We start from the raw sequence: 21,583 nt of genomic DNA, 5'->3' as shown, positions 1-21,583 counted from the left end.
GCTACTCGTACGACGCGATGTCGCCGATCACCGAGAAGCCGAGTCCGTACGCGCTCATCCCCCGCCCGTACGCACCCACGTGCACGCCGCCCTTCGTCGACCCGGCCAGGACCCAGCCGAACTCCGACTCGCGGTAGTGGAACGGCGTCGGCTCCCCGTCGACCGGGAGCGACAGCGTCGACCAGTCCGGCCCGGCGAGGTCGTCTGCGAGCTCCCACGCGGCCTCGGTCTGCTGGTCGAGCCAGTCGTCGCGCAGGGTGTGGTCCATCTGCCCCGGCCAGCTGTACGCCAGCAGCCCCGAGCCGGCCAGCCAGGCCGCCGAGGAGACCGAGGTGGCCTCCAGGACGCCGGTGCCGTCGCTGCTGCGGCGCAGCGGGTTGCTCGCGACGGTGACGACCACCGCGAAGCGCTCCTTCTCGCCGGTCGCGAGCTCTCCGCGCGCGGAGGGCTCGTCACCGTGGCCGGTGGAACCGTGCTCGACGGTGCCGTCGGCCCCGGTACCCACCTGCATGAGCCAGCGCGGGCCGGTGAAGGCCCCGTCCAGCCCGTACCAGGGGAAATCGGCCCGCAGGTACCCCTCGGCCGTCCGGCGGGCCGCCGGGACGGGCGCGGCGGCCTCCTGGGGCTGCGCGGGCGCCGGCTGCGGGGGTGCACCGGTCTCGGCCGGCGCGGGCTGCGACTGCGCGGGCTGCGACTGCGCGGCTGGTGCGGTAGCGGCAGCGGGCGCCTCGGCGGGCTGCACCCCTACCCGGCTACTGCTCGTCGTCTCCATCGATGCGGCCTCTCGTTCCGTGGGGTCCGGAACGCGCCCTCCCCCACGTGTCGTCGGGGGGACCCCCACCCTGGGGCGTCCTGGGTCCGGACTCATGGAGGATAGCCAGCGGACCCCGAATCGCCCGGAAGGCTCGAAACCAGGGGGTGTCTCAGGTGGCGTCGGCGTCGTACGGGGTGCGCTGCTCGGCGGCCGGGGCGGCGGGCTTCTTCAGCAGGTCCGGGCCGGTGGCGGCGGGCGCGGCGGAGGCGCCCGCGGCGGCCGGGGCCGGGTCCGCCTCACGGCTGTTCACGGCGTCGGTGACGTCGTTCAGCTCCTTGCGGAGATCGAAGGTGCTGCGGATCTCCTTCAGGTCCTCGTTCTCGCTCAGCTGCTTGCGCAGGAACGTCTTCGGGTTCAGGTCCTCGAACTCGAAGTCCTTGAACTCGGGGCCGAGTTCGGACCGGATGTCCTGCTTGGCGCTGTCGGAGAACGCGCGGATCTTCCGGATGACCCCGGTGACGTCCTGGATCACCTTCGGCAGCTTGTCCGGGCCGAAGATGAGGATGGCGAGCACCACGATCGTGACGAGCTCGAGTGCGCCTATGTCGTTGAACACCTTGCCGCTCCTCGGCTCTTTTCACTTCGGGCCACGACACACGGTACCCGGCCTCGTCTGCGGGCCCATACATCGGTGCCGCATCAGCCGGGGATTCTCCATCTGGTCATGATCCGTTCGCCGAACCGAGGACGAGTTCCAGGGTGCGCTCGCGGCCGTCGCGCAGCACGGTCAGGGTGAGCGGGTCGCCTGGGCGGTGGGCGCGGATCTTGATGACGAGCTCGTCGCCGCCGTGCACGCGCACGCCGTCCACCTTGGTGATCACGTCGCCGCCCTGGATCCCGGCCCGGGCCCCGGGGCCGTCGGGGGTGACGGCGGGCTTGCCGCCCTCGCCCTTGGTGCCGACGCGGGCCCCGTCGCCGGTGTACTCCATGTCGAGGGTGACGCCGATGACGGGGTGGGTGGCGCGGCCGGTGCGGATCAGCTCCTCGGCGACGCGCTTGCCCTGGTTGACCGGGATGGCGAAGCCGAGCCCGATGCTGCCGCTCTGCTTCTCGGAGTCCCCCTGGTCCCCCTTGTCCGCCCCCCTGATCGCACTGTTGATGCCGATCACGCGGGCCTTGGCGTCGAGGAGGGGGCCGCCGGAGTTGCCGGGGTTGATCGGGGCGTCGGTCTGGAGGGCGTCGACGTAGCTGATGTCGCTGCCGTCGCCCTTGTCGCCGCCGGCGGTGATGGGCCGGCCGGTGGCGCTGATGATGCCTGCGGTGACGGTGTTGGAGAGGTCGAAGGGCGCGCCGATGGCCACGACCGGGTCGCCGACCTTCACGTTCTCGGAGTTCCCGAGGGAGAGCGGCTGCAGGCCCCGTACGCCGTCGACCTTGACCACGGCCAGGTCGTAGCCGCTGTCGCGGCCGACCAGCTGGGCGGTGACGCTCTCACCGGTGCTGAAGGTGACCGTTATGTCCTTCGCGTCGGAGACGACGTGGTTGTTGGTCAGGATGTGCCCCTGCCCGTCGAGGACGAACCCGGTTCCGGTACCGCTGCCGGTGGTACCGCGTACGTGGAGGGTGACGACTCCGGGCAGCGCGGTGGCGGCGATCCCGGCCACGCTCTCGGGGGCGCGGCCCTTGTTCTCGACGGCGGCCTGGGGCAGTTCGAGGCGCGTGCTGCTCTGCCGCTCGGCGAGCACGCCGAGCCACCCGCCGATGCCCCCGGCGAGCAGGGCGATACCGAGCCCGAGCGCGAGGGCGTGCCGCATCCGTACCACGTGGCCGGCGCCGGCCGTCTTGCCCTGGTCCACCACCTGCAGCGGCTGCTCGCCCCAGGGGTCGTACCGGGGTCCCGCCGCGGCCTCGGGGGCCTGTGGCGCGGGCTCGGCCGCAGGGCCCGAAGCCGCCTCCGGTTCCGCTTGCGGGGCGGGGCGGCTCCACCACGTCGGGGCCGTGTCGGACTGCTGCTGGTCGGCCATGGGCGCTCCCCCTGGGGGTCCCCCCGGCGGAGCCTGGGGGAGGTACCTGTAGCACCGCCGGGCGGCGCATCTGCCGCAGATTCAACCAGGTCCTCCGCCCACCGGGGGCTGCGCCCCCGGCCCCCCGCACCTCAGCGGGTCAGGGAGACCGGGCGGGGAGAGATCGAGGGATGCACCGGGGGGAGGGGAGCCGTGGGGCGCGTGCCCGCCACGAATCCGGTGCCGGGAGCGCGGTCGCGGACCACCGCATCCGTCACCGACACCGCCGGGCCCGGACGCGATGCCGGGGCCTCGCCCCGTACGGTCGGATCCAGCGAGTCGATCGGCAGCGAGCCGCCCAGCGCGATCGCGGCCAGCGAGACCGCCCCGGCCGCCACGAACGCGAAGCGGCGGCGCGGCCGCCCCACCTCGTGTATGCGGAAGCCCTGCTGCGGCGGGGCCGGAGCCACGTACCCGAAGAGATCCGCGCCGGGTGGACCGAGCGGACCGGAAGGGGGACCCGACGGCCCGTCGGGACCGCCGCCCGGCAGCCCCTGCAACCGGGCCAACAGCCCGGCCGACAGCGGCGGCGGCGCGCTCTCGACGAACATGCTCTTCAGGCGGCGCTGCGCATCGGCCTCGGCCTTGCACTTGGCACACGTGGCCAGATGGGCCAGGACCCGCTCGCGCGCGTCATGGCTCAGTTCCCCGTCGACCAGGGCGGCCAGCCGGTCACCCAGGTGCTGTTCGGCAGGAGAGGGACTGACTCCGCTCACTCGGTTCCGCCCTCTCCCCCGGCGCCCGGCGCGCCCACCGCCACTCCCGCCAGCGCCCGCTGCTCGGCCCGGGCCTCGGGGGACCGGTGCTTGAGCGCCTTGCGCAGGTGCGACCGGCCCCGGTGGATACGGCTGCGCACGGTGCCGAGCTTCACGCCGAGCGTCGCGGCGATCTCCTCGTACGACAGGCCCTCGATGTCACACAGCACCACGGCCGCGCGGAACTCGGGCGCAAGGGTGTCCAGCGCCTGCTGCACGTCCGCGTCGAAGTGGGTGTCGTGCAGGACCTGCTGCGGGGACGGCTCGCGGCTCGGCAGCCGCTCGGCGGCGTCGTCGGCGAGCGCATCGAAGCGGATCCGCTGCTTGCGGCGGACCATGTCGAGGAACAGGTTGGTGGTGATCCGGTGCAGCCAGCCCTCGAAGGTGCCCGGCGTGTACGTGGACAGCGAGCGGAAGACGCGGACGAAGACTTCCTGCGTGAGGTCCTCGGCGTCGTGCTGGTTGCCCGTCAGACGGTAGGCAAGGCGGTAGACCCGCGCACTGTGCGTGCTGACGATCTCCTCCCATGAAGGAGGGGTCCACGCCTGGGTGCCCGCATCGGCGGCAAAGGTCGCGGTGGTTGCGGTGGCAGCGGTGTGGAAGCGGTCAGCAATGTTGGTCACGGATTTCGGCTCACCCGCCGACCAGAAGAGGCGTCTGAATACGCCTCCACGATCCACAGGCGCAGCCGCACCTCCCCTATCGGCTCTGGTGGTGTCCAGTGGAGTCCCTACCATAGCCACCCCTCCCGTCAGCTCCGGATAAGCGTTTTTGCAGTAACTTTGCACGTGCCTGCGACTGGCCGGGCCGTCGATCTGCCCGCTGCCGCCCCATCTATCCCGGCTGTGCCCGGCCCATACGCCCCTTTTCGCCTCGCTGGTTCGATCCGCCGCTGTTTTCTCCAACGCCCGGTCCCATCTGCGGGTTCCCGACGTCAGCGGATACAGTCACCGTTGCGCCAACTATGGGGACAGGAGAGGGTCATTACCGGCAACCGGCAGACGAGCTGGGCGTTCGCCGACGCGTTTGTCGCCGAGGACGACGCTCTGCGGTGGGCCCGCGACCGGGCCAGGGAAGCGGGCCTGCGCTCCGTCTCCCCGGGCACCGGGGCCGCGCTGCGCCTGCTCGCCGCCACCGCGGACGCCAAGGCGGTGGCCGAGATCGGCACCGGCACCGGCGTCTCCGGCATCCACCTCCTCCACGGCATGCGCCCTGACGGGGTGCTGACCACCGTGGATCCCGAGGCCGACCGGCAGGCCTTCGCCCGCCAGGCCTTCCGCGCCGCCGGCTTCGCGGGCAACCGCGCCCGGTTCATCCCCGGACGCGCACTCGACGTGCTCCCCCGGCTCGCCGACGGCGGGTACGACCTCGTCTTCTGCGACGGCGACCCCTCCGAGTCCCTCGACTACCTCGCCGAATCGTTGCGCCTGCTGCGCCCCGGCGGGCTGGTGTGCTTCGAGGGGGTCTTCTCGGACGGCCGCACCGTCGACGGGGCGGCCCAGCAGACCGAGGTCCTGCGCGTACGGGAGCTGCTGCGCAGCGTCCGCGAGAGCCCGGCGCTGGAGGCGGCCCTGCTCCCGGTGGGCGACGGCCTGCTGTGCGCGGTCCGGCGCTGAGCGCCCGTACGGCTCGGAGGGACCCGGACATGACACAACGCCGCCCCGACCGCGGGAAGCGGCCGGGGCGGCGCAGAGAATACTGGTGGTGCTGCGGTGCTGCCGACGGGTTAGCCGACGACCTTCTTCAGGGCGTCACCCAGGGCGTCCGCCTCGTCCGGAGTCAGCTCGACGACAAGCCGACCGCCGCCCTCGAGCGGTACGCGCATGACGATGCCCCGCCCCTCCTTGGTGACCTCGAGCGGGCCGTCGCCCGTCCGCGGCTTCATGGCCGCCATGCTCGTTCCCCTTCCTGAAACCAGCTCATCGTCAGCCGACGGCCCCATTCAGGCGCCTGGAACCCGGCATCGAACACATTGCTTCCTGGCCATTATCCCGCATGTCAGGACCCGATGACCAACATCGGCAGGGAACGCTTGCGCAACGCGCTCGGCCAAAACCACTCATTTCGGGGACGTGCCTGCGATACTTCGCCGTCGCACCCGGCGTCCGCCCTCCGCTTTCTTTGACGCACATCACATGCCCCGCAGCGGTCCGGTCCGCCATGCTGGCCCTTGCACCGGCCGGTACCGGCCGGTAGCCAAGCCCGCGACGAAGGGGGACCCCCTGCCATGGCCGACAGCGTGCTCTACGAAGTGACCGACGGACTCGCGAAGATCACGATCAACCGTCCCGACGCCATGAACGCGATGAACACCGAGGCCAAGGTCGCGCTGCGCGACGCGGTCCAAGCGGCGGCCGCCGATCCGGCCGTCCGCGCGGTGCTGCTGACGGCGGCCGGAAACCGGGCGTTCTGCGTCGGCCAGGACCTCAAGGAGCACATCGGGAACCTGGCGGCGGACCGCGAGACCGGTTCCTCGCTGACCATGAACACGGTCGCAGAGCACTACAACCCGATCGTGCGCGCCCTGACCGAGATGCCCAAGCCGGTGGTGGCGGGCGTCAACGGCGTGGCGGCCGGGGCGGGCTTCGGCTTCGCACTGGCGGCGGATTTCCGGGTCGTCGCCGACACGGCCTCCTTCAACACCTCCTTCGCGGGGGTGGCGCTGACCGCCGACTCGGGCGTCTCCTGGACCCTCCCCCGCCTGATCGGCGCCTCCCGCGCCTCCGACCTGCTGCTCTTCCCCCGCTCGGTGAAGGCGCAGGAGGCGTACGAGCTCGGCATCGTGAACCGCCTGGTCCCCTCGGACTCCCTGCACGCGGAGGCCGAGGCGGTGGCCCGCACCCTGGCGGCCGGCCCGACGGTGGCCTACGCGGCCCTCAAGGAGTCCCTCGCCTACGGGGCCTCCCGCTCGCTGGCCGAGGCGCTGGCCCACGAGGACACCCTGCAGGCCCGCGCAGGCTCCTCCGAGGACCACTCGATCGCCGTCCAGGCCTTCCTCGCGAAGCAGCCGCCGAAGTACCTGGGCCGTTGAGCGGCCGCTGAGTCCGCCACCCCCGTTGCCGCCTGCCCCCGCCCTCCTCCGCCTCAGGCGGGGGTACGGGCGGCGCAGGCGGCCAGGTGGTCGTTGACCAGCCCGCAGGCCTGCATCAGCGCATAGGCGGTCGTGGGCCCGACGAACCGGATCCCCGCCTTCTTCAGCGCCTTGGACAGGGCCGTGGACTCGGGCGTCACCGCCGGCACCTCGGAGATCGCCTTCGGGGCCGGGCGGCCCGGCTCCGGCGCGTACGACCAGATCAGCGCGTCCAGTTCGCCCGGCTCCCACTCGGCCAGCACCTTCGCGTTGGCGAGCGTGGCCTCGATCTTGGCCCGGTTGCGGATGATCCCCTCGTCGGCGAGCAGCCGCTCCGCGTCGGCCGGCCCGAAAGCGGCGACCTCGGCGATCACGAACCCCGAGAAGGCCTTACGGAAGCCCTCCCTCCGGCGCAGGATCGTCAGCCAGGACAGCCCCGACTGGAACGCCTCCAGGCACAGCCGCTCGTACAGGGCGTCGTCCCCGTGCACCGCGCGCCCCCACTCCGTGTCGTGGTACGCGATGTAGTCCTCGGTGGCCAGTGCCCAGGGACAGCGCAGGCCGCCGTCCGGACCCGCGACCGCCGTCACTGCCCCTCCTGGTGGGCGTCCTTGTGCAGGTCGACCGCGGTGCCCGGGGCCTGCGCGGCGCGGCCCTGTGCGGCCGCGGTCGTCAGCTCCGCGATCCGCGCGTCCCGCTCGGCGAGCTCCGCCGCGAGCCGCTCCAGTACGTCGTCCACCTCGGCCATCCGGTACCCGCGCGGCGCGACCGGCAGGCGCAGGGCGTCGATGTCGCCCCGTACGACCGGGCGGCTCTCCGGCAGCGCGTCGGCCACCCGGTCCGGCTCCGCCTCCGGGAGCACTGCCTCGGAACCACCGCCCACCACGGCCAGGGTGACCGCCGCGACGACCACGACCAGCGCGATCAGCAAGAACCAGAACACGAGCAACTCCCTGAGAGACATCGGGCCACCGGCCACCAGGTTAAGGTCGCAGCGAGGCGCGAGGGCCGCCGGAGGAGGAAAGAACGGGATGCTGCGACTGGGCAGGCGCGAGTTCGACACCCACGAGCCGGTGATCATGGCCATCGTGAACCGGACTCCGGACTCCTTCTACGACCAGGGTGCGACGTTCCGCGACGAGCCCGCGCTGGACCGGGTCGAGCAGGCGGTCGCCGAGGGCGCCGCGATCATCGACATCGGCGGGGTCAAGGCAGGTCCGGGCGAGCACGTGGACGCGGCCGAGGAGGCCCGGCGCACGGTCGGTTTCGTGGCCGAGGTGCGGCGCCGTCACCCGGACGTGGTGATCAGCGTCGACACCTGGCGGCACGAGGTCGGCGAGGCCGTCTGCGAAGCCGGGGCCGACGTCCTGAACGACGCCTGGGGCGGGGTGGACCCGAAGCTGGCCGAGGTCGCGGCCCGCCACGGCGCCGGCCTGGTCTGCACCCACGCGGGCGGGGTCGAGCCGCGCACCCGGCCGCACCGGATCACGTACGACGACGTGGTGGAGGACATCCTGCGGGTCACGGTCGGTCTCGCGGAGCGCGCGGCCGCGCTCGGTGTCCGGCGCGACGCGATCATGATCGACCCGGGCCACGACTTCGGGAAGAACACCCGCCACTCGCTGGAGGCCACGCGCCGGCTGGGCGAGATGACGGACACCGGCTGGCCGGTGCTGGTCTCCCTGTCCAACAAGGACTTCGTCGGCGAGACCCTCGACAAGCCGGTCAAGGAGCGCCTGCTGGGCACCCTGGCCACGACGGCCGTCTCGGCCTGGCTCGGCGCCCAGGTCTACCGGGTCCACGAGGTCGCGGAGACCAAGCAGATCCTGGACATGGTGGCCTCGATCCAGGGCCACCGGCCGCCCGCGGTCGCCCGCCGCGGACTGGCCTGAGCCACACGACCCGACGGCCGGAGGCCGGCGCAGCCGCTCGAAGCCGGTGAGGCGCCCCGGCGCCGAACCTCGCGAGAGCGGCGTGAAGAAGCGGCTCCTGGACATGGTGGCCTCGATCCAGGGCCACCGGCCCCCGGCGGTGGCCCGCCGGGGGCTCGCGTAGCGGCGGCGCGGCGGCCGCCGCCGCGGCTACTTGCCGACTTCCTTGGTCACCAGCGCGATCGCCTCGTCCACGTCGTCCGTGACGTGGAAGAGGTAAAGGTCGCGCTCCGAGGCCTTGCCCTGCGCGATCACCGTGTTCCTCAGCCAGTCGACCAGGCCCGACCAGTACTCCGACCCGAACAGCACGATCGGGAACCGGGTGATCTTCTGGGTCTGGACCAGGGTCAGGGCCTCGAACAGCTCGTCCAGCGTGCCGAGTCCGCCCGGCAGGACCACGAAGCCCTGGCTGTACTTCACGAACATCGTCTTGCGGACGAAGAAGTACCGGAAGTTCAGCCCGAGGTCCACGTGCTGGTTGAGCCCCTGCTCGAAGGGGAGCTCGATGCCCAGGCCCACGGAGATCCCGTTGGCCTCCCGGGCGCCCTTGTTGGCCGCCTCCATCGCGCCCGGGCCGCCGCCCGTGATCACCGCGAAGCCCGCCTCCACGAGCGCGCTGCCGATCTGCACGCCGGCCTCGTACTCCGGCGAGCCGACGGGCGTACGGGCCGAGCCGAACACGCTGATCGCCGGCGGAAGCTCCGCCAGCGTGCCGAAGCCCTCGATGAATTCCGACTGGATGCGCAGGACCCGCCAGGGATCGGTGTGCACCCACTCGGTGGGCCCGGCGGAATCCAGCAGCCGCTGGTCCGTCGTACTGCCCGCCTGCACCTGGCTCCGCCTGCGCAGCACCGGCCCGAGCTGCTGCTCCTCGGGCCGACGACGAGCGTCCCCGTCGGAAGTGCGGTGGTTGCCCATGATGTGCTCCCTCCTGCTGATCGTTGGATCAGCCTAGGCGCACAAAGGTGACGAGAAGCGGAATTCAGGAGGTCAGCCAGGCGCGGAGTCGTTCCTCGCAGTGCAGGATCGCCTTCGTCTCCACGCGCTCGTCGACCTTGTGGGCCAGCAGGGCGTCGCCCGGGCCGTAGTTGACCGCCGGAACGCCGAGGGCGCTGAAGCGGGAGACGTCCGTCCAGCCGAACTTCGGCATGGCGCGGCCGCCGACCGCCTCCATGAACGCGGCCGCGGCGGGGTGGGAGAGGCCGGGGAGGGCGCCGCCCGAGAAGTCGTCGATCACGAACTCGTCGACGCCGCAGTCCGCGAAGACCTCACGGACGTGGGCGATCGCCTCGTCCATGCTGCGGTCCGGGGCGAAGCGGAAGTTGACCGTCACGGTGCATGCGTCAGGGATGACGTTGTTGGCGACGCCGCCCTCGATGCGGACCGCGTTCAGGCCCTCGTGGTACTCCAGGCCGTCGATCACGGGCTTGCGGGGCTCGTACGCCGCGAGTTTGGCGAGAATCGGGGCCGCCGCGTGGATGGCGTTGGAGCCCATCCAGCTGCGCGCGGAGTGGGCGCGCTCGCCGGACGTGCGGAGCAGGACGCGCAGGGTGCCCTGACAGCCGCCCTCGACCTCGGCGTTCGACGGCTCCAGCAGGACCGCGAAGTCGCCGGTCAGCCAGTCGGGGTGGGCCTCGGCGACCTTGCCCAGGCCGTTGAGGTCGGCGGCGACCTCCTCCTGGTCGTAGAAGACGAAGGTGAGGTCGCGGTTGGGCTCGGGCACGGTCGCGGCGATGCGCAGCTGTACGGCGACGCCGGATTTCATGTCGGTCGTTCCGCAACCCCACAGGACGTCGTTCTCGTCCAGGCGGGACGGGACGTTGTCGGCGATCGGCACGGTGTCGAGGTGGCCGGCGAGGACGACGCGCTCGGCCCTGCCGAGGTTCGTACGGGCCACGACGTTGTTGCCGTACCGGTCGACCGTGAGGTGCGGCAGGGCGCGCAGCGCGTGCTCCACCAGGTCGGCGAGGACCTTTTCGTCGCCGCTCACGGACGGGATGTCGACGAGCCGGGCGGTCAGCTCGGCGGCGTCCAGGGTGAGGTCCAGCTCGGATTCGGACATGGCTCTGACCCTAATGCCCAGGACTGCGGCGAAGCTCTCACGTCCGGCCGGTGGACGCGTCACATGGCTCAAGTACGGTGGGCGCCGTGACCCGGAACGATCCCCCCCGTCCTCGTCGCCGCCGCCGGCCGCTGCTCACGTGCGCCGGTGTGTTGGTGCTGCTCGCACTGATCGGCTACTTCGCCGTGCAGTACAACACCACGAACGGCGGTGGCGGCGCGCCGCACTGCACGGCCAGCGTGCGGACGAGTCCGACCGGCGTCGACATGACCCCGGAACAGGCGGGCAACGCCGCGACCATAGCCGCGGTCGGCGTTGCCAAGGGCCTGCCGGACCGGGCCCTGGCCATCGCGCTGGCGACCGCGATGCAGGAGTCGGGGCTGCGCAACCTCCCCCACGGCGACCGGGATTCGCTGGGCCTGTTCCAGCAGCGGACCTCGATGGGCTGGGGCACCGAGGAGCAGATCATGGACCCGGTGTACTCGGCCGGGAAGTTCTACGACCACCTCGTCGAGATCAAGGGGTACGCGCAGCTCCCGCTGACGGAGGCCGCGCAGGAGGTGCAGCGCAGCGGCTATCCCGAGGCGTACGCGAAGCACGAGACGGACGCGGTCGTGATGGCGGCGGCCTTCGCCGGGGACGGCGAGCTGACCTGCGGCGGGCCCGCGCCGACCGCGCCGGGCGACCCGGAGAAGGTGCGCACGGAGCTCACCCGGATCTTCGCCAAGGCCAAGATGCACGACGCTCCGGCGGAGCCGCGCCGTACGCAGGACGCGGCCGGGAAGGTCAAGGAGGCCGAGGTGACCATCGTCGAGAAGAAGGACGGCGGGGCCTCGGCGGCGCGCGGCAGCAAGGTGATGGCGGGCTGGGCGGTGGCCAACTCGCGCGGGATGGGAGTCGTCCGGGTCTCGTACGGCCCGGCGAGCTGGGTGGCGGGCCAGGCGAAGGGCGAGTGGCAGCAGCTGGGGCCCGCCGGCCCGCAGGGCAAGACCGGGGCCGTCGATCCCCACCGCGCGCAGGACGGCTCGGTACGGATCTTCGTGGCCCAGTGACGCGCCGCCGCCGTGGGCTCGCCTGTACGAGGCGTCCCCCGTGCGGGGGTGACCGGGCGGCGGCCCGATCCGCCTCCGGAAGGGCGGAACCCCTGGTGGGCGCGGTTCCGATGAGCTTGTAGCGCAGGCCGATTAAACGATGCGTTACTGATCCTTTACCCGGTGCCTCCGCAACTCCACCCGCCCCCTGAGCGGTTGTACACGGCGTACTCAGCCGCTACCGCTTAGGAGCATCATGTCCCTCCCCCTGACCCGCCGGATCGCCCGTACCGCGCTGCTGCTCGCAGCCGGGGCAGCTCCCGTGGTCGGTGCGGCCGGCGCGGCCAGCGCCGCGGACCTGGGGTCCGTGCCGCAGCTGGGCGCGCTCACCAGCCCGGACGCCTCGGACGCCACCGGCTCCGCGGGCGACGTGGTCGGCACCGGTGAGGCCGCTGCCACCACCGCGACGGACACCGCCGCCAAGGCCGTACCCGGCGCCCCCGCCGAGGTCACCGACACCGCGACCGGCCTGCTCGGCGGGCTGCCGGCCAAGGGTCTGCCGGCCAAGGGTCTGCCCACCGGCAACCTGCCGACCGGCGACCTGCCCACCGGCGCGCTGCCGACCGACGCCGTCCCCGGGGGCCTGACCGGCGCGCTCCCCACCCAGGGGCTGCCGCTGGGCGGGCTCCCGCTGGGCGGCTGACCCGCCGCACGCAGGAACACCGAGGGGCCGGGAGCACGAACTCCCGGCCCCTCGGGCCGTCTGCGGACCGCGGCCGCACCGACGCCGGGTCAGGCGAGGCGCTTGACCGCCGCTTCGACGCGCTCGTCCGTCGCCGTGAGGGCGACGCGGACGAACTCCGCGCCCGCCGTACCGTAGAAATCGCCCGGCGCGACCAGGATGCCCAGCTCGGCGAGGTGGGCGACCGTGTCCCAGCAGGGCTCGTCCCGGGTGACCCACAGGTACAGGCTGGCCTCGCTGTGCTCGACCCGGAAGCCGTGCGCCTCCAGGGCCGCCCGCAGCGCCTCGCGCCGCGCCGCGTAGCGCCCGCGCTGCTCCGCGACGTGCGCGTCGTCGCCGAGCGCGGCGACCGTGGCCGCCTGCACCGGCGCCGGGGTCATCATGCCGCCGTGCTTGCGGATCTCCAGCAGCTCGCCGAGCACCTCGGCGTCACCGGCGATGAACGCGGCCCGGTAGCCCGCCAGGTTCGAGCGCTTCGAGAGCGAGTGGACCGCGACGATGCCCTCGTACGAGCCGCCGCAGACGTCGTCGTGCAGGACGGAGACGGGCTCGGCCTCCCAGCCCAGCTCCAGGTAGCACTCGTCGCTGAAGAGCAGGATCCCGTGCTCGCGCGCCCAGGCCACGATCCGGACCAGGTCTTCCTTCGGGATGACCTTTCCGGTGGGGTTGGACGGGGAGTTGAGCCACAGCAGCTTCACGCCGGCCGGGTCGAGGTCCCGGGGGTCGTCGTAGACGACCGCCTCCGCGCCGCACAGCCGCGCGCCGACCTCGTACGTGGGGTACGCGAGCCGGGGGTACGCCACCTTGTCCCCGGCGCCCAGACCCAGCTGGGTCGGCAGCCAGGCCACCAGCTCCTTGGAACCGACGACCGGCAGGACATTGCGGTGCCCGGCGGCGCTCGCGCCGAGGCGGCCCTTCAGCCAGCCGGTGATCGCGTCGCGCAGCGCGCCGGTTCCCCACACCGTGGGGTAGCCCGGGGAGTCGGCGGCCGCGACGAGGGCGTCCTGGACCAGCTGCGGAACCGGGTCCACGGGCGTGCCCACGGACAGGTCCACGATGCCGTCCGGGTGGGCCGCCGCCGTCTTCTTGTACGGCTCCAGCTTGTCCCAGGGGAAGGCGGGAAGACGTGCGGATACTGCGGCCACGGTGTTCTCTGCTCTCTACTGGTGCTGGACGTACCGGCTGTGCGTGCGGGCAAACGGCTCGGTCCCGCGCGGCACGAGGGCCGTACGGGACCGAGGGGCGGTTCTGGCGGTACCGGCCGTCGTCAGTGACTCGGGTTGATGTCCGCCGGAAGCGCCGCGATGAAGGGGTGATCGCGCTCGATCAGGCCCAGCTTGGAGGCACCACCGGGCGAACCGAGCTCGTCGAAGAACTCGACGTTCGCCTTGTAGTAGTCCTTCCACTCTTCCGGAGTGTCGTCCTCGTAGAAGATGGCCTCGACCGGGCAGACCGGCTCACACGCACCACAGTCGACGCACTCGTCGGGGTGGATGTACAAGGACCGCTGGCCCTCGTAGATGCAGTCGACGGGGCACTCTTCGATGCATGCCTTGTCCTTGACGTCGACACAAGGCTCCGCGATGACGTAGGTCACGCTCTCGTTCCTCCTCGGTAGGGCTTTCCATATCGCGCGGGAGCGCGGCGTCGTCGATGCCCACGCCTAGTATCTCCGTTCCCGGGCACGATCCGAACAGGAGGGGCGGACAGAGCTGTGGAAATCACTGCCGGTGGGCTGCTGGAGATCCGTATTACCCCGGCTGACGTGGGTAAACGAGTCTCTGTACGACGGGTGGAGGGCGGGGCGGACGAGGCGCCCTCGTTCACTGACACGGTAGGGGTTCTCACATCCTGGGACCAGGGTGTGCTGACGATCACACGAAAGAGCGGCGAGTCCGTCCACATCTCGGAATCGTCGCTGGTCGCGGGCAAGATCGTGCCCCCGGCGCCGGCCCGGCGGCGGGGTCCCGCGGCCTCTTTCGAGGAGCTGGCGCGGGTCGGCGCGCGGGCCTGGCAGCCGCTGGAGAGCGAGCCGCTGGGCGAGTGGACGCTGCGGGCGGCCGGCGGCTTCACCCGGCGGGCGAACTCCGTGCTGCCGCTCGGCGACCCGGGGCTCCCGCTGGACGAAGCACTCGCGCGAGTGACGGCCTGGTACGCGGAACGTGAACTTCCGGCGTACGTGCAGACGGCGACCGGCGCGGTCGGCACGCAGGAGCTGCTGGGCGCCGAGCTGGAGCGCCGGGGCTGGGTGAACGAGGTGTCGGCGGAGGTCCGGATCGCGGCGCTGGCGCCGATCGCGGACGTGGACACCGGCGCCGCCGCCTCCGAGGTACGGCTGACCCGCACCCCGGACGAGGAGTGGCTCGGGATGTACGGGCGGGTCAAGGACCCGGAGGTGGCCCGGCGGGTACTGGTCGCGGGGCCGTCGGTGTGGTTCGCGACGCTGCCAGGGCGGGCGATAGGGCGACTGGTGGTGGACGGCCGGTGGGCCGGCTTCGCCGCGGTCGAGGTCGACCCGGAGCACCGGCGCGGGGGCCTGGGCACGGTGGTGATGGCGGTACTGGCCCGGCGGGCGCTGGAGGAGGGCGCGTCGGCGGCGTGGCTCCAGGTGGAGGCGGACAATGCGGGGGCGCTGGCGCTGTACGACGGGCTGGGCTTCGCGGCGCACCACGCGTACCACCACTTCCGGTTCCGGGCCGCAGGGGGCGCGCGATGAGCGCGGAGTCCCGGGCTCGGTTCGCGGAGGAGGCCCGCTCGGAGCGTCCGGACCTGGCCCTGCTGTGCCTGCTGCTGGCCGCGGAGGCGGATCCGGAGCTGGACGAACGGGCCATGGACTGGGCGCAGATCGAACTGGACCGGCTGGCGGGGATGCTGCCGTACGGACTGCGCGGCGGGAAGGCCTGGGCCTCGGCGGTGACGGAGCTGCTGGGCGGCCGGATGGGCTTCCACGGCACGCCCGCGGACTACGACCGGCTGTCGTCCTCGCTGCTGCACGAGGTGCTGCGGCGGCGCCGGGGCCTGCCGATCCTCCTGTCCGTCGTCTGGCTGGAGGTCGCGCGGCGCGCGGGTGCGCCGGTGTACGGACTGGGGCTGCCGGGGCACTTCGTGGTGGGGTTCGGGGATCCGGACGAGGGGCTGGTGGTGGACCCGTTCGCCGGGGGCGCCTCACTGGGGGCCGGGCCCGCGGAGCAGGCGGCCGAGCCGCGGACGCCCGCGCGGACGCTGGACATCGTCCTGCGGATCCTGAACAACATCAGGGCGTGGGCGTCGGCGCGGCCGGAGCAGTCGGGGGTGGCGCTGTGGGCGCTGGAGCTGTCGCTGCTGCTGCCCTCGCATCCGGCGTCGCTGCGGTACGAACGGGCGAAGCTGCTGGTCGAGCGGGGGCAGTTCGCGTTCGGCGCCGCCGAGATGGAGTCCTACGCGGAGGTCGTCGACGCGATCGATCCGCCGGCCGCGGCGCGGATCCGCAGCGAGGCCCTGTCGGCCAGGGCGCTGCTGAACTGACCCCCGGGGCGGGCGCCGCGGCGCGGGGCCGCAGCCGCTACAGCCAGCCCTTTTCGCGGGCCGCGCGGATGGCTTCCGCGCGGTTGCGGGAGGCCAGTTTCTGGATCGCCGTCGAGAGGTAGTTGCGGACCGTGCCCTGGGAGAGGTGGAGGCGGGCCGCGAGTTCGGCGTTCGTGGCTCCGTCCTCGGCGGCGCGCAGGACCTCCCGTTCGCGGTCCGTCAGCGGGTTCGCGCCCTCCGCCAGGGCCGCCGCCGCCAGGGTGGGGTCGATGACGCGCTCGCCCGCCAGGACCTTGCGCACCGCCTCGGCCAGTTGCGCGGCCGGGGCGTCCTTGACCAGGAACGCGGAGGCCCCCGCCTCCATCGCCCCGCGCAGGTAGCCGGGGCGGCCGAAGGTGGTCAGGACGACGATCTTGAGATCCGGGACCGCGGTCCGCAGGGCCGCCGCCGCCTCGATGCCCGTCATGCCCGGCATCTCTATGTCGAGCAGTGCGACGTTCACGTCGTGCGCCCGGGCCGCCGGCACCACCTCGTCGCCGCGGGCGACCTGGGCCAGCACCTCGATGTCCGGCTCCAGTCCGAGGAGGGCCGCGAGGGCTTCCCGGACCATGGACTGGTCCTCCGCAAGGAGGATCCGGATGGGGCGTCTGCTCATGATTCCGATCCTAGGTGGATGCGGGCCAGCAGGCGGAAGCCCTTCTTGCCCGTCTGTCCGGCAGACAGCGTGCCGCCGACCGCCTCCAGGCGTTCCGTCAGGCCCGTCAGCCCGTTGCCCGCCTTCGCGGGTCCGCCCCCGCCGTCGTCGGCGACCGACAGCTCCACCACCGGTCCGGCCAGGGTCTGCAGGGTCTCCAGCCGGACGGTGCACCGCTGCGCCCCGCTGTGCCGGACCACGTTCGTCACCGCCTCGCGCAGCGACCAGGCCAGCGCCGACTCCACCTCCTCGGGGAGGTCCTCCACCGGCTCCGCCGGGAGGTCCGCCACCACGCCCGCCGCCGTCAGCGCGGTGCGGGCGCCCGCCAGTTCGCCCGGCAGGGTCGGCCGCCGGTAGCCGCTCACGGCCTCCCGTACGTCGACCAGCGCCTGCCGGCTGACCTGCTCGATGTCCGCCACCTGCTGGGCCGCCTGCTCGGGGTGCTCCGGCAGCATCCGCCCCGCCAGCTCGCTCTTTAGCGTGATCAGGGACAGCGAGTGGCCGAGGAGGTCGTGCAGGTCCCGGGCCATCCTCAGCCGCTCCTCGTTGGCCGCGAGCTGCGCCACCGTGGCCCGCGCCTCGCGCAGTTCCATCGTCGTGCGGATCATCGCGCGGATGCCGACCATCGCGAACCCGCCCATCAGGGCCGGGATCAGCAGCCCGGCCAGGTAGTCCTCGCCGCCCGGCACGGCCAAGGCCGTCAGCGCGAGCAGGGCGGTGGCGCCGGGCACCGTGAACCGGGAGATCTCCCCCGGCAGCGCGGCGCCGGAGGCTATCGCCACGTAGACGAAGAGGACGAGCCATTCGCGGCCCAGGGCCAGCGACAGGATCGTGGCCTGCGCGGAGAGGACCGCCACCGAGAGCAGTACCCGCCACGCCTCGATCTGCCGGGCGGTGCGGAAGACCAGGACCAGGTACCAGGCGACGAAGGCCACGAGGCCCAGGCCGCCGAGCAGCCGGGCCCCGAGGCTGTGTCCGCCGCTGACCAGGTCGGTGACGGGGGCGCTGAGGTAGAACAGCCAGACGCTGATCCACAGCGACTTCACGATCTTCTGCCGGCGGTTCTCGGGGCGGAGCCCGACCCGGGGCCCGCCCTTCGTTCCCATCAGGCCGGTCTCGGTCATCGGCTCCGCCGCGCCGGTTCCACCGGTCGTCCCCGTCGCACCCGTCACGCCCGTCACGCTCGTCACACCCGTCATGCCTTCAGCGAGTCCTTGCGGTACAGCCATGCGGCGGCACCGGTGAACAGTACGAAGTACACCCCCAGGATCGCCACGTCCTTCAGGTGCGGCGCTCCCCCGAGCTCGATGGCCTGGCCGAGGCCCGCGTACGCCCGGGTCGGCAGCCATTCGCAGATGTTCTGCAGCCACTGGGGGAAGTTCGCGGTCGGCATCCACAGGCCGCCGAGGATCGACAGGCCGAAGTAGAACAGCATCGTGATCGGGCGGACGGTGTCCCCGCTCGCCAGGTAGCCGATCGCCACGCCGAGGGCGGCGAAGACCAGGCTGCCGGCCCAGATGGAACCGGTCAGGGCGAGCCACTGCCAGGCGTCGAACCGTACGCCCTTGACGATCGCGGCGACCGCGAACACGACCAGGATGGCGGGCAGCGAGAGCACGCCCGCGCTGGCGGTCTTGCCGAGGACGTAGCCGCGGCCGGGCAGCGCGGTCAGCCGCAGCTGGCGGACCCAGCCCTTCTCGCGCTCCTTGGCGATGCGCTCGCTGTTGCCCATCAGGACGGCGGTCAGGGCGCCGAAGGAGGCCATGGCGACCATGTAGAAGGCGGGCATGGTCAGTTCGGTGCCCATGACCTTCGTGGTGCCGCTCAGGGTGCCGCCGAGCATCAGGAACAGCGCGGCCGGGTAGAGGACGGTGAAGAACAGGTACTTCTTGTTGCGCAGGGCGCGGCTGATCTCCAGCTTGATGAGCTTGAGGGTTCCGGTGGTCAGCATCAGTGGGCCTCCTCGGCCTCGGTGAGGGCGATGAAGGCCTGCTCCAGGCCCAGCCCGGCGACTTCCAGGTTCCGGGGGTAGAGGCCCAGCGCGTAGAGGGCGTGGACCGTGGCGTCGGCGTCGCGCGACTGGAGCCTGATGGTGTCGCCGTGGCGCTCGTAGGCCGTCAGGTGCGGGAGGGCGCGCAGCGCCGTCTCGTCCACGGGGGCGTCCGCGGCCAGGTCGAAGGCGATCCGGCGGGCGCCGGCCTTGGCCTTGATCTCGGCGGCGGTGCCGTCGGCGAGCAGCCGGCCCTTGTTGAGGACCAGGACCCGGTCGGCTATCGCGTCGGCCTCTTCCAGGTAGTGGGTGGCGAACAGGACCGTGCGACCCTGGGCGGCCTGCTCCCGCATCGTCGCCCAGAAGGCCTGGCGGGAGGTGACGTCCATGCCGGTGGTCGGCTCGTCGAGGACGATCAGGTCGTTCGCTCCGGCGGTGGCGAGGGCGAAGCGCACGCGCTGCTCCTGGCCGCCGGAGAGCTTGTTGACCATGCGGTCGGCGATCTCGGTGATCCCGGCGCGGCCGAGCACCTCCTCGACCGGGTAGCGGCGGGGGTGCAGGGCGCAGCCGAGGGCGACGACCTCCCGTACGGTCACGTCCTCCATCAGGCCGCCGCTCTGGAGCATCGCGCCGACCCGGCCGGCCGCGATGGCCTCGCGGGGGGTGGTGCCGAAGAGCCGGACGGTACCGGAGTCGGCAGGGCGCAGGCCCAGCAGCAGGTCGAGGGTGGAGGACTTGCCGGCGCCGTTGGGGCCGAGCAGTGCGACGGTCTCGCCGGGGTGGAGTTCCAGGGAGAGGCCGTCGACAGCACGGACCGAGCCGTAGCTCTTGGTCACGTTCTGGAAGGCCACCACGGGGCCGGCGCCGGGGCCGGTGTCCTTCGCGGCGGCGGCGGCGGTGTGCGCCGAGGTCGTCGTCGTCATGACTGAAGATTCCCTCGTACGGGGGTGTGCGCGGCAGTGTCTGCGGTCGTGACTGGTGGATGACAGATGTCATGCGGTCGGCATGACATCCCCTGTGAGCAGGCAAGGCCGGGCCGGCGGCGGACATGGCGCAGCCCCCGCCCGAGAGGTCGGACGGGGGCTCCGGCAGGCCGGTTCGGCCGCTAGCTGCCGTTGGTGTTGATCGCGACCGTCCGCTCGGCCGCGGTCTTGCCGCGCAGCGCCTGGCGCAGGGCGCCGACGACGTCCTGCGGGGTGACCGCGGTCTTCTCGCCCGTACCGCGCGTGATCAGGACGCCGTCGAAGGTGTTCCCGTACGTCGCCTTGAGCGCTTCCAGGTCGTACTTCTCGGTCAGGTGCCCGTCCACGACCTGCATGCTGAGGATCTTGGGCAGGGACTTGGCGCCGAACGGGAGGGACTTGCCGCCGGCCTTGACGGTGGCGACGCCGGACATGGCGGGCTCGGCGAACTCCTTCATGGCCCGGTCCAGTTCGGCCTGGTCGACGACCGGGTTCTTGGTGGTGACCGGGAGTTCGACCGGGGCCGCCTTGCCGGTGGCGACCAGATCGCGGAAGGCCTTCTTGACCCGCTCGGCGGAGGCGCCCGCGTCCAGGGTGGTGCCGGGCTTGCCGGGGACGGCGACGGCCTTGCCGGTGTCGAAGGTGATGGTGCCCTCGGTGGCCGTACCGGCGGTGCCGGCCAGCTCCTGGAGCGCGACCTGGAGCTTCTCCTCGTCGACCGGCAACTCGGCTTCCGCGATGCGCTCGTTGCCGAGGAGCGAGCCGATGACCGTGACGGGGTTGTAGTCGCTGCCCGCCGCGTTGCGGACGGTGGTCTGGGCGTCCAGACTCAGACCGGCCTTCTCGGGCTTGAGCTCGACCTGCTTGCCGCCGACGGTGAGCGCGAGCGGGGTGGCGGCGCGGTTGCCGAAGGCCGTCATGAGCTTGCCGACGGCCTCGTCGCGGCTGCCGCTGATGTCGACGCCCATGACGGTGGTGCCCTTGGGGACGTCGGAGTGGTTGAGGAGCAACCCGGCGCCGTAGGCCACGCCGAGCAGGGCGATGAGGCCGCCGCCGAGGAGGACCAGCCTGGAGCGGCCCTTCTTGACCTTGGTCGGCGTCATGGAGGCCGGCTTCGGGCGTGCGGGGGCCGCCGCCGCCGGGGCGGGGACCGGGGTCGGGACCGGCGTCGGGACCGGGCGCGGACCGCCCGGGCCGGGGATCGGCGGGAGCGGGTCGTCCAGCTCGGGTCCGGGCCAGCGGGCCTCGTCGCCGCGGGGGGAGCCGACCGGGACGGAGCCGAGCGCGGGGCCGCCGGTGGGGCCCGCGGGGGCGCCGGTACCGACCGGGCCGCCGTACGCGGGGAACGCCTCGGTGGCGGGACCGCCGTCGGTGTCGCCGTAGCCGGCGTGGCCCAGGGGCGTGCCGACGCCGGGGCCGCCGGGCATCCGGGGGGCGAGCGGTGCCTCGGGACCGGGGCCCGGGCCGTAGCCGGGGCCCGCCGGGGCGCCCGTACGGGGACCCGGGCCGGCCGGGCGGCCCGGCGCGAAGCCGGCCCCCGGGCCGGGCGGCACCGGGCCGGGACCGGCCGGAGTGCGGGTGGGCAGTACGGGCGCGGGGCCGGCCGCGGCCGGGGTACGGGTCGGCAGCGCCGGGGCCGGAGCCGCGGCGGGCGCGGGCGCCGGGGCGGCCGGCTTGCGGGGGGCGAACCAGTTGCTGGCCGGCTCCTCGGCCTCGGCGGCGGGCGCGCTCCCGGCGGGCTCCGCCGCGGCGGGCCCGGCGACGGGAACGGCGGCGGCCTCGACCGCGGCCTCCGGCTCCGACTCGGCGACGGCCGCCATCGGCTTGCGTACGACCACCGGCGGGATCGGCCGCGAACCCGGGATGTTGATCCGGATCCGGGTCGTCAGGGTGGTCTCTGTCTTCGGCCCGTCGGTGTCGGGCGTGGACGGGTTCGAGGTCACAGGGTTCTCCTCCGAGGCAGTCGCCGCGCCAGGCCCAGGCGGCACAGGCAAGGACGGGTTCCGGCCGGTTCCGTACGGCGGT

General features: G+C 72.8%; 24 protein-coding genes. 7 read left to right on the top strand and 17 right to left on the bottom strand.

All coding sequences use genetic code 11. The features are described 5' to 3' along the window. Position 1 precedes the first annotated feature (1 nt). The 5 genes from OG509_RS24635 to sigE all read right to left on the bottom strand — a co-directional run bounded on the left by OG509_RS24635 (position 2) and on the right by sigE (position 4,309). Positions 2-772: a hypothetical protein gene (locus OG509_RS24635; RefSeq protein WP_406184673.1), complete on the bottom strand. Its 771-nt coding sequence runs from the start codon at positions 770-772 to the stop codon at positions 2-4. A gap of 151 nt (positions 773-923) precedes the next feature. After that, complete coding sequence (locus tag OG509_RS24630; protein ID WP_406184672.1) at positions 924-1,370, bottom strand: sec-independent translocase; 447 nt, start codon at positions 1,368-1,370, stop codon at positions 924-926. A gap of 106 nt (positions 1,371-1,476) precedes the next feature. Next, positions 1,477-2,778: a S1C family serine protease gene (locus tag OG509_RS24625; protein ID WP_406184671.1), complete on the bottom strand. Its 1,302-nt coding sequence runs from the start codon at positions 2,776-2,778 to the stop codon at positions 1,477-1,479. Between the two features lie 131 nt (positions 2,779-2,909). Beyond that, positions 2,910-3,533: an anti-sigma factor family protein gene (locus tag OG509_RS24620; protein WP_406184670.1), complete on the bottom strand. Its 624-nt coding sequence runs from the start codon at positions 3,531-3,533 to the stop codon at positions 2,910-2,912. Next, positions 3,530-4,309: an RNA polymerase sigma factor SigE gene (sigE, locus tag OG509_RS24615; RefSeq protein ID WP_389409855.1), complete on the bottom strand. Its 780-nt coding sequence runs from the start codon at positions 4,307-4,309 to the stop codon at positions 3,530-3,532. Before sigE ends, OG509_RS24620 begins: the two co-directional genes overlap by 4 nt. Before the next feature lie 216 nt (positions 4,310-4,525). Between sigE and OG509_RS24610 the strand changes: the two genes are divergently transcribed. After that, the gene (locus tag OG509_RS24610; protein WP_030153432.1) at positions 4,526-5,188 is read left to right on the top strand and encodes an O-methyltransferase; all 663 of its coding nucleotides are present in this window, start codon (positions 4,526-4,528) and stop codon (positions 5,186-5,188) included. A gap of 110 nt (positions 5,189-5,298) precedes the next feature. On the opposite strand, the gene OG509_RS24605 is transcribed toward OG509_RS24610, so the two are convergent. Next, positions 5,299-5,466, bottom strand: coding sequence for a DUF3117 domain-containing protein (locus OG509_RS24605; RefSeq protein WP_003966491.1), 168 nt, complete (start codon positions 5,464-5,466; stop codon positions 5,299-5,301). A 333-nt stretch (positions 5,467-5,799) separates the two neighbouring features. Between OG509_RS24605 and OG509_RS24600 the strand changes: the two genes are divergently transcribed. After that, the gene (locus OG509_RS24600) at positions 5,800-6,603 is read left to right on the top strand and encodes an enoyl-CoA hydratase/isomerase family protein (protein ID WP_385584037.1); all 804 of its coding nucleotides are present in this window, start codon (positions 5,800-5,802) and stop codon (positions 6,601-6,603) included. 53 nt (positions 6,604-6,656) lie between these two features. On the opposite strand, the gene OG509_RS24595 is transcribed toward OG509_RS24600, so the two are convergent. Both OG509_RS24595 and OG509_RS24590 read right to left on the bottom strand, forming a co-directional pair. Further along, complete coding sequence (locus OG509_RS24595) at positions 6,657-7,232, bottom strand: DNA-3-methyladenine glycosylase I (protein WP_406184668.1); 576 nt, start codon at positions 7,230-7,232, stop codon at positions 6,657-6,659. Beyond that, the gene (locus OG509_RS24590; protein WP_406187669.1) at positions 7,229-7,591 is read right to left on the bottom strand and encodes a DivIVA domain-containing protein; all 363 of its coding nucleotides are present in this window, start codon (positions 7,589-7,591) and stop codon (positions 7,229-7,231) included. The genes OG509_RS24595 and OG509_RS24590 overlap by 4 nt, the downstream gene beginning before the upstream one ends. An 82-nt stretch (positions 7,592-7,673) precedes the next feature. Here OG509_RS24590 and folP point away from each other — a divergent pair, with 82 nt between their 5' ends. After that, the gene (folP, locus tag OG509_RS24585; RefSeq protein ID WP_406184666.1) at positions 7,674-8,534 is read left to right on the top strand and encodes a dihydropteroate synthase; all 861 of its coding nucleotides are present in this window, start codon (positions 7,674-7,676) and stop codon (positions 8,532-8,534) included. A 189-nt stretch (positions 8,535-8,723) separates the two neighbouring features. On the opposite strand, the gene OG509_RS24580 is transcribed toward folP, so the two are convergent. Both OG509_RS24580 and dapE read right to left on the bottom strand, forming a co-directional pair. Next, on the bottom strand, positions 8,724-9,491 hold the full coding sequence (locus OG509_RS24580) for a TIGR00730 family Rossman fold protein (protein WP_406184664.1): 768 nt from the start codon (positions 9,489-9,491) through the stop codon (positions 8,724-8,726). 64 nt (positions 9,492-9,555) lie between these two features. Beyond that, positions 9,556-10,635: a succinyl-diaminopimelate desuccinylase gene (gene dapE, locus OG509_RS24575; RefSeq protein WP_053691737.1), complete on the bottom strand. Its 1,080-nt coding sequence runs from the start codon at positions 10,633-10,635 to the stop codon at positions 9,556-9,558. Positions 10,636-10,721: 86 nt separating this feature from the next. On the opposite strand from dapE, the gene OG509_RS24570 reads away from it, so the two are divergent. Beyond that, positions 10,722-11,687, top strand: a complete 966-nt coding sequence (locus OG509_RS24570) for a hypothetical protein (RefSeq protein WP_406184663.1) — start codon at positions 10,722-10,724, stop codon at positions 11,685-11,687. A 235-nt stretch (positions 11,688-11,922) separates the two neighbouring features. Continuing rightward, positions 11,923-12,369 carry an ATP-binding protein gene (locus OG509_RS24565; protein WP_406184661.1) on the top strand — a complete coding sequence of 149 codons (447 nt, stop codon included), beginning with the start codon at positions 11,923-11,925 and terminating at the stop codon, positions 12,367-12,369. An 89-nt stretch (positions 12,370-12,458) separates the two neighbouring features. Here the strand turns inward: OG509_RS24565 and dapC are convergent, their stop codons facing one another. Together dapC and fdxA are read right to left on the bottom strand one after the other, a co-directional pair. After that, positions 12,459-13,553, bottom strand: coding sequence for a succinyldiaminopimelate transaminase (gene dapC / locus OG509_RS24560; RefSeq protein ID WP_406184660.1), 1,095 nt, complete (start codon positions 13,551-13,553; stop codon positions 12,459-12,461). A 122-nt stretch (positions 13,554-13,675) separates the two neighbouring features. Continuing rightward, positions 13,676-14,005 (bottom strand): ferredoxin, encoded by a 330-nt coding sequence (gene fdxA, locus OG509_RS24555; RefSeq protein WP_030868357.1) that lies wholly within the window; start codon positions 14,003-14,005, stop codon positions 13,676-13,678. A 117-nt stretch (positions 14,006-14,122) separates the two neighbouring features. On the opposite strand from fdxA, the gene OG509_RS24550 reads away from it, so the two are divergent. Then, on the top strand, positions 14,123-15,124 hold the full coding sequence (locus OG509_RS24550) for a GNAT family N-acetyltransferase (RefSeq protein WP_406184659.1): 1,002 nt from the start codon (positions 14,123-14,125) through the stop codon (positions 15,122-15,124). Then, entirely contained in the window at positions 15,121-15,912 is a 792-nt protein-coding gene (locus tag OG509_RS24545) for a transglutaminase-like domain-containing protein (protein WP_385584061.1), read from the top strand. The genes OG509_RS24550 and OG509_RS24545 overlap by 4 nt, the downstream gene beginning before the upstream one ends. A gap of 37 nt (positions 15,913-15,949) precedes the next feature. Here the strand turns inward: OG509_RS24545 and OG509_RS24540 are convergent, their stop codons facing one another. From OG509_RS24540 to OG509_RS24520, 5 genes are all read right to left on the bottom strand, one after another. After that, entirely contained in the window at positions 15,950-16,567 is a 618-nt protein-coding gene (locus OG509_RS24540; protein WP_406184658.1) for a response regulator, read from the bottom strand. Beyond that, positions 16,564-17,712, bottom strand: a complete 1,149-nt coding sequence (locus OG509_RS24535; protein WP_406187668.1) for a sensor histidine kinase — start codon at positions 17,710-17,712, stop codon at positions 16,564-16,566. The genes OG509_RS24540 and OG509_RS24535 overlap by 4 nt, the downstream gene beginning before the upstream one ends. Before the next feature lie 89 nt (positions 17,713-17,801). After that, positions 17,802-18,557 (bottom strand): ABC transporter permease, encoded by a 756-nt coding sequence (locus OG509_RS24530; RefSeq protein ID WP_406184656.1) that lies wholly within the window; start codon positions 18,555-18,557, stop codon positions 17,802-17,804. Then, positions 18,557-19,519: an ABC transporter ATP-binding protein gene (locus OG509_RS24525; protein WP_406184654.1), complete on the bottom strand. Its 963-nt coding sequence runs from the start codon at positions 19,517-19,519 to the stop codon at positions 18,557-18,559. Before OG509_RS24525 ends, OG509_RS24530 begins: the two co-directional genes overlap by 1 nt. Positions 19,520-19,701: 182 nt before the next feature. Beyond that, a complete protein-coding gene (locus tag OG509_RS24520) occupies positions 19,702-21,501 on the bottom strand; it encodes a hypothetical protein (protein WP_406184653.1) in 1,800 nt (599 codons plus the stop codon). Positions 21,502-21,583 lie beyond the last annotated feature (82 nt).

The organism is Streptomyces sp. NBC_01006 (genome assembly GCF_045162725.1).
Taxonomy (GTDB): Bacteria; Actinomycetota; Actinomycetes; order Streptomycetales; family Streptomycetaceae; genus Streptomyces.
This window is presented reverse-complemented; position numbering and strand designations above follow the sequence as displayed.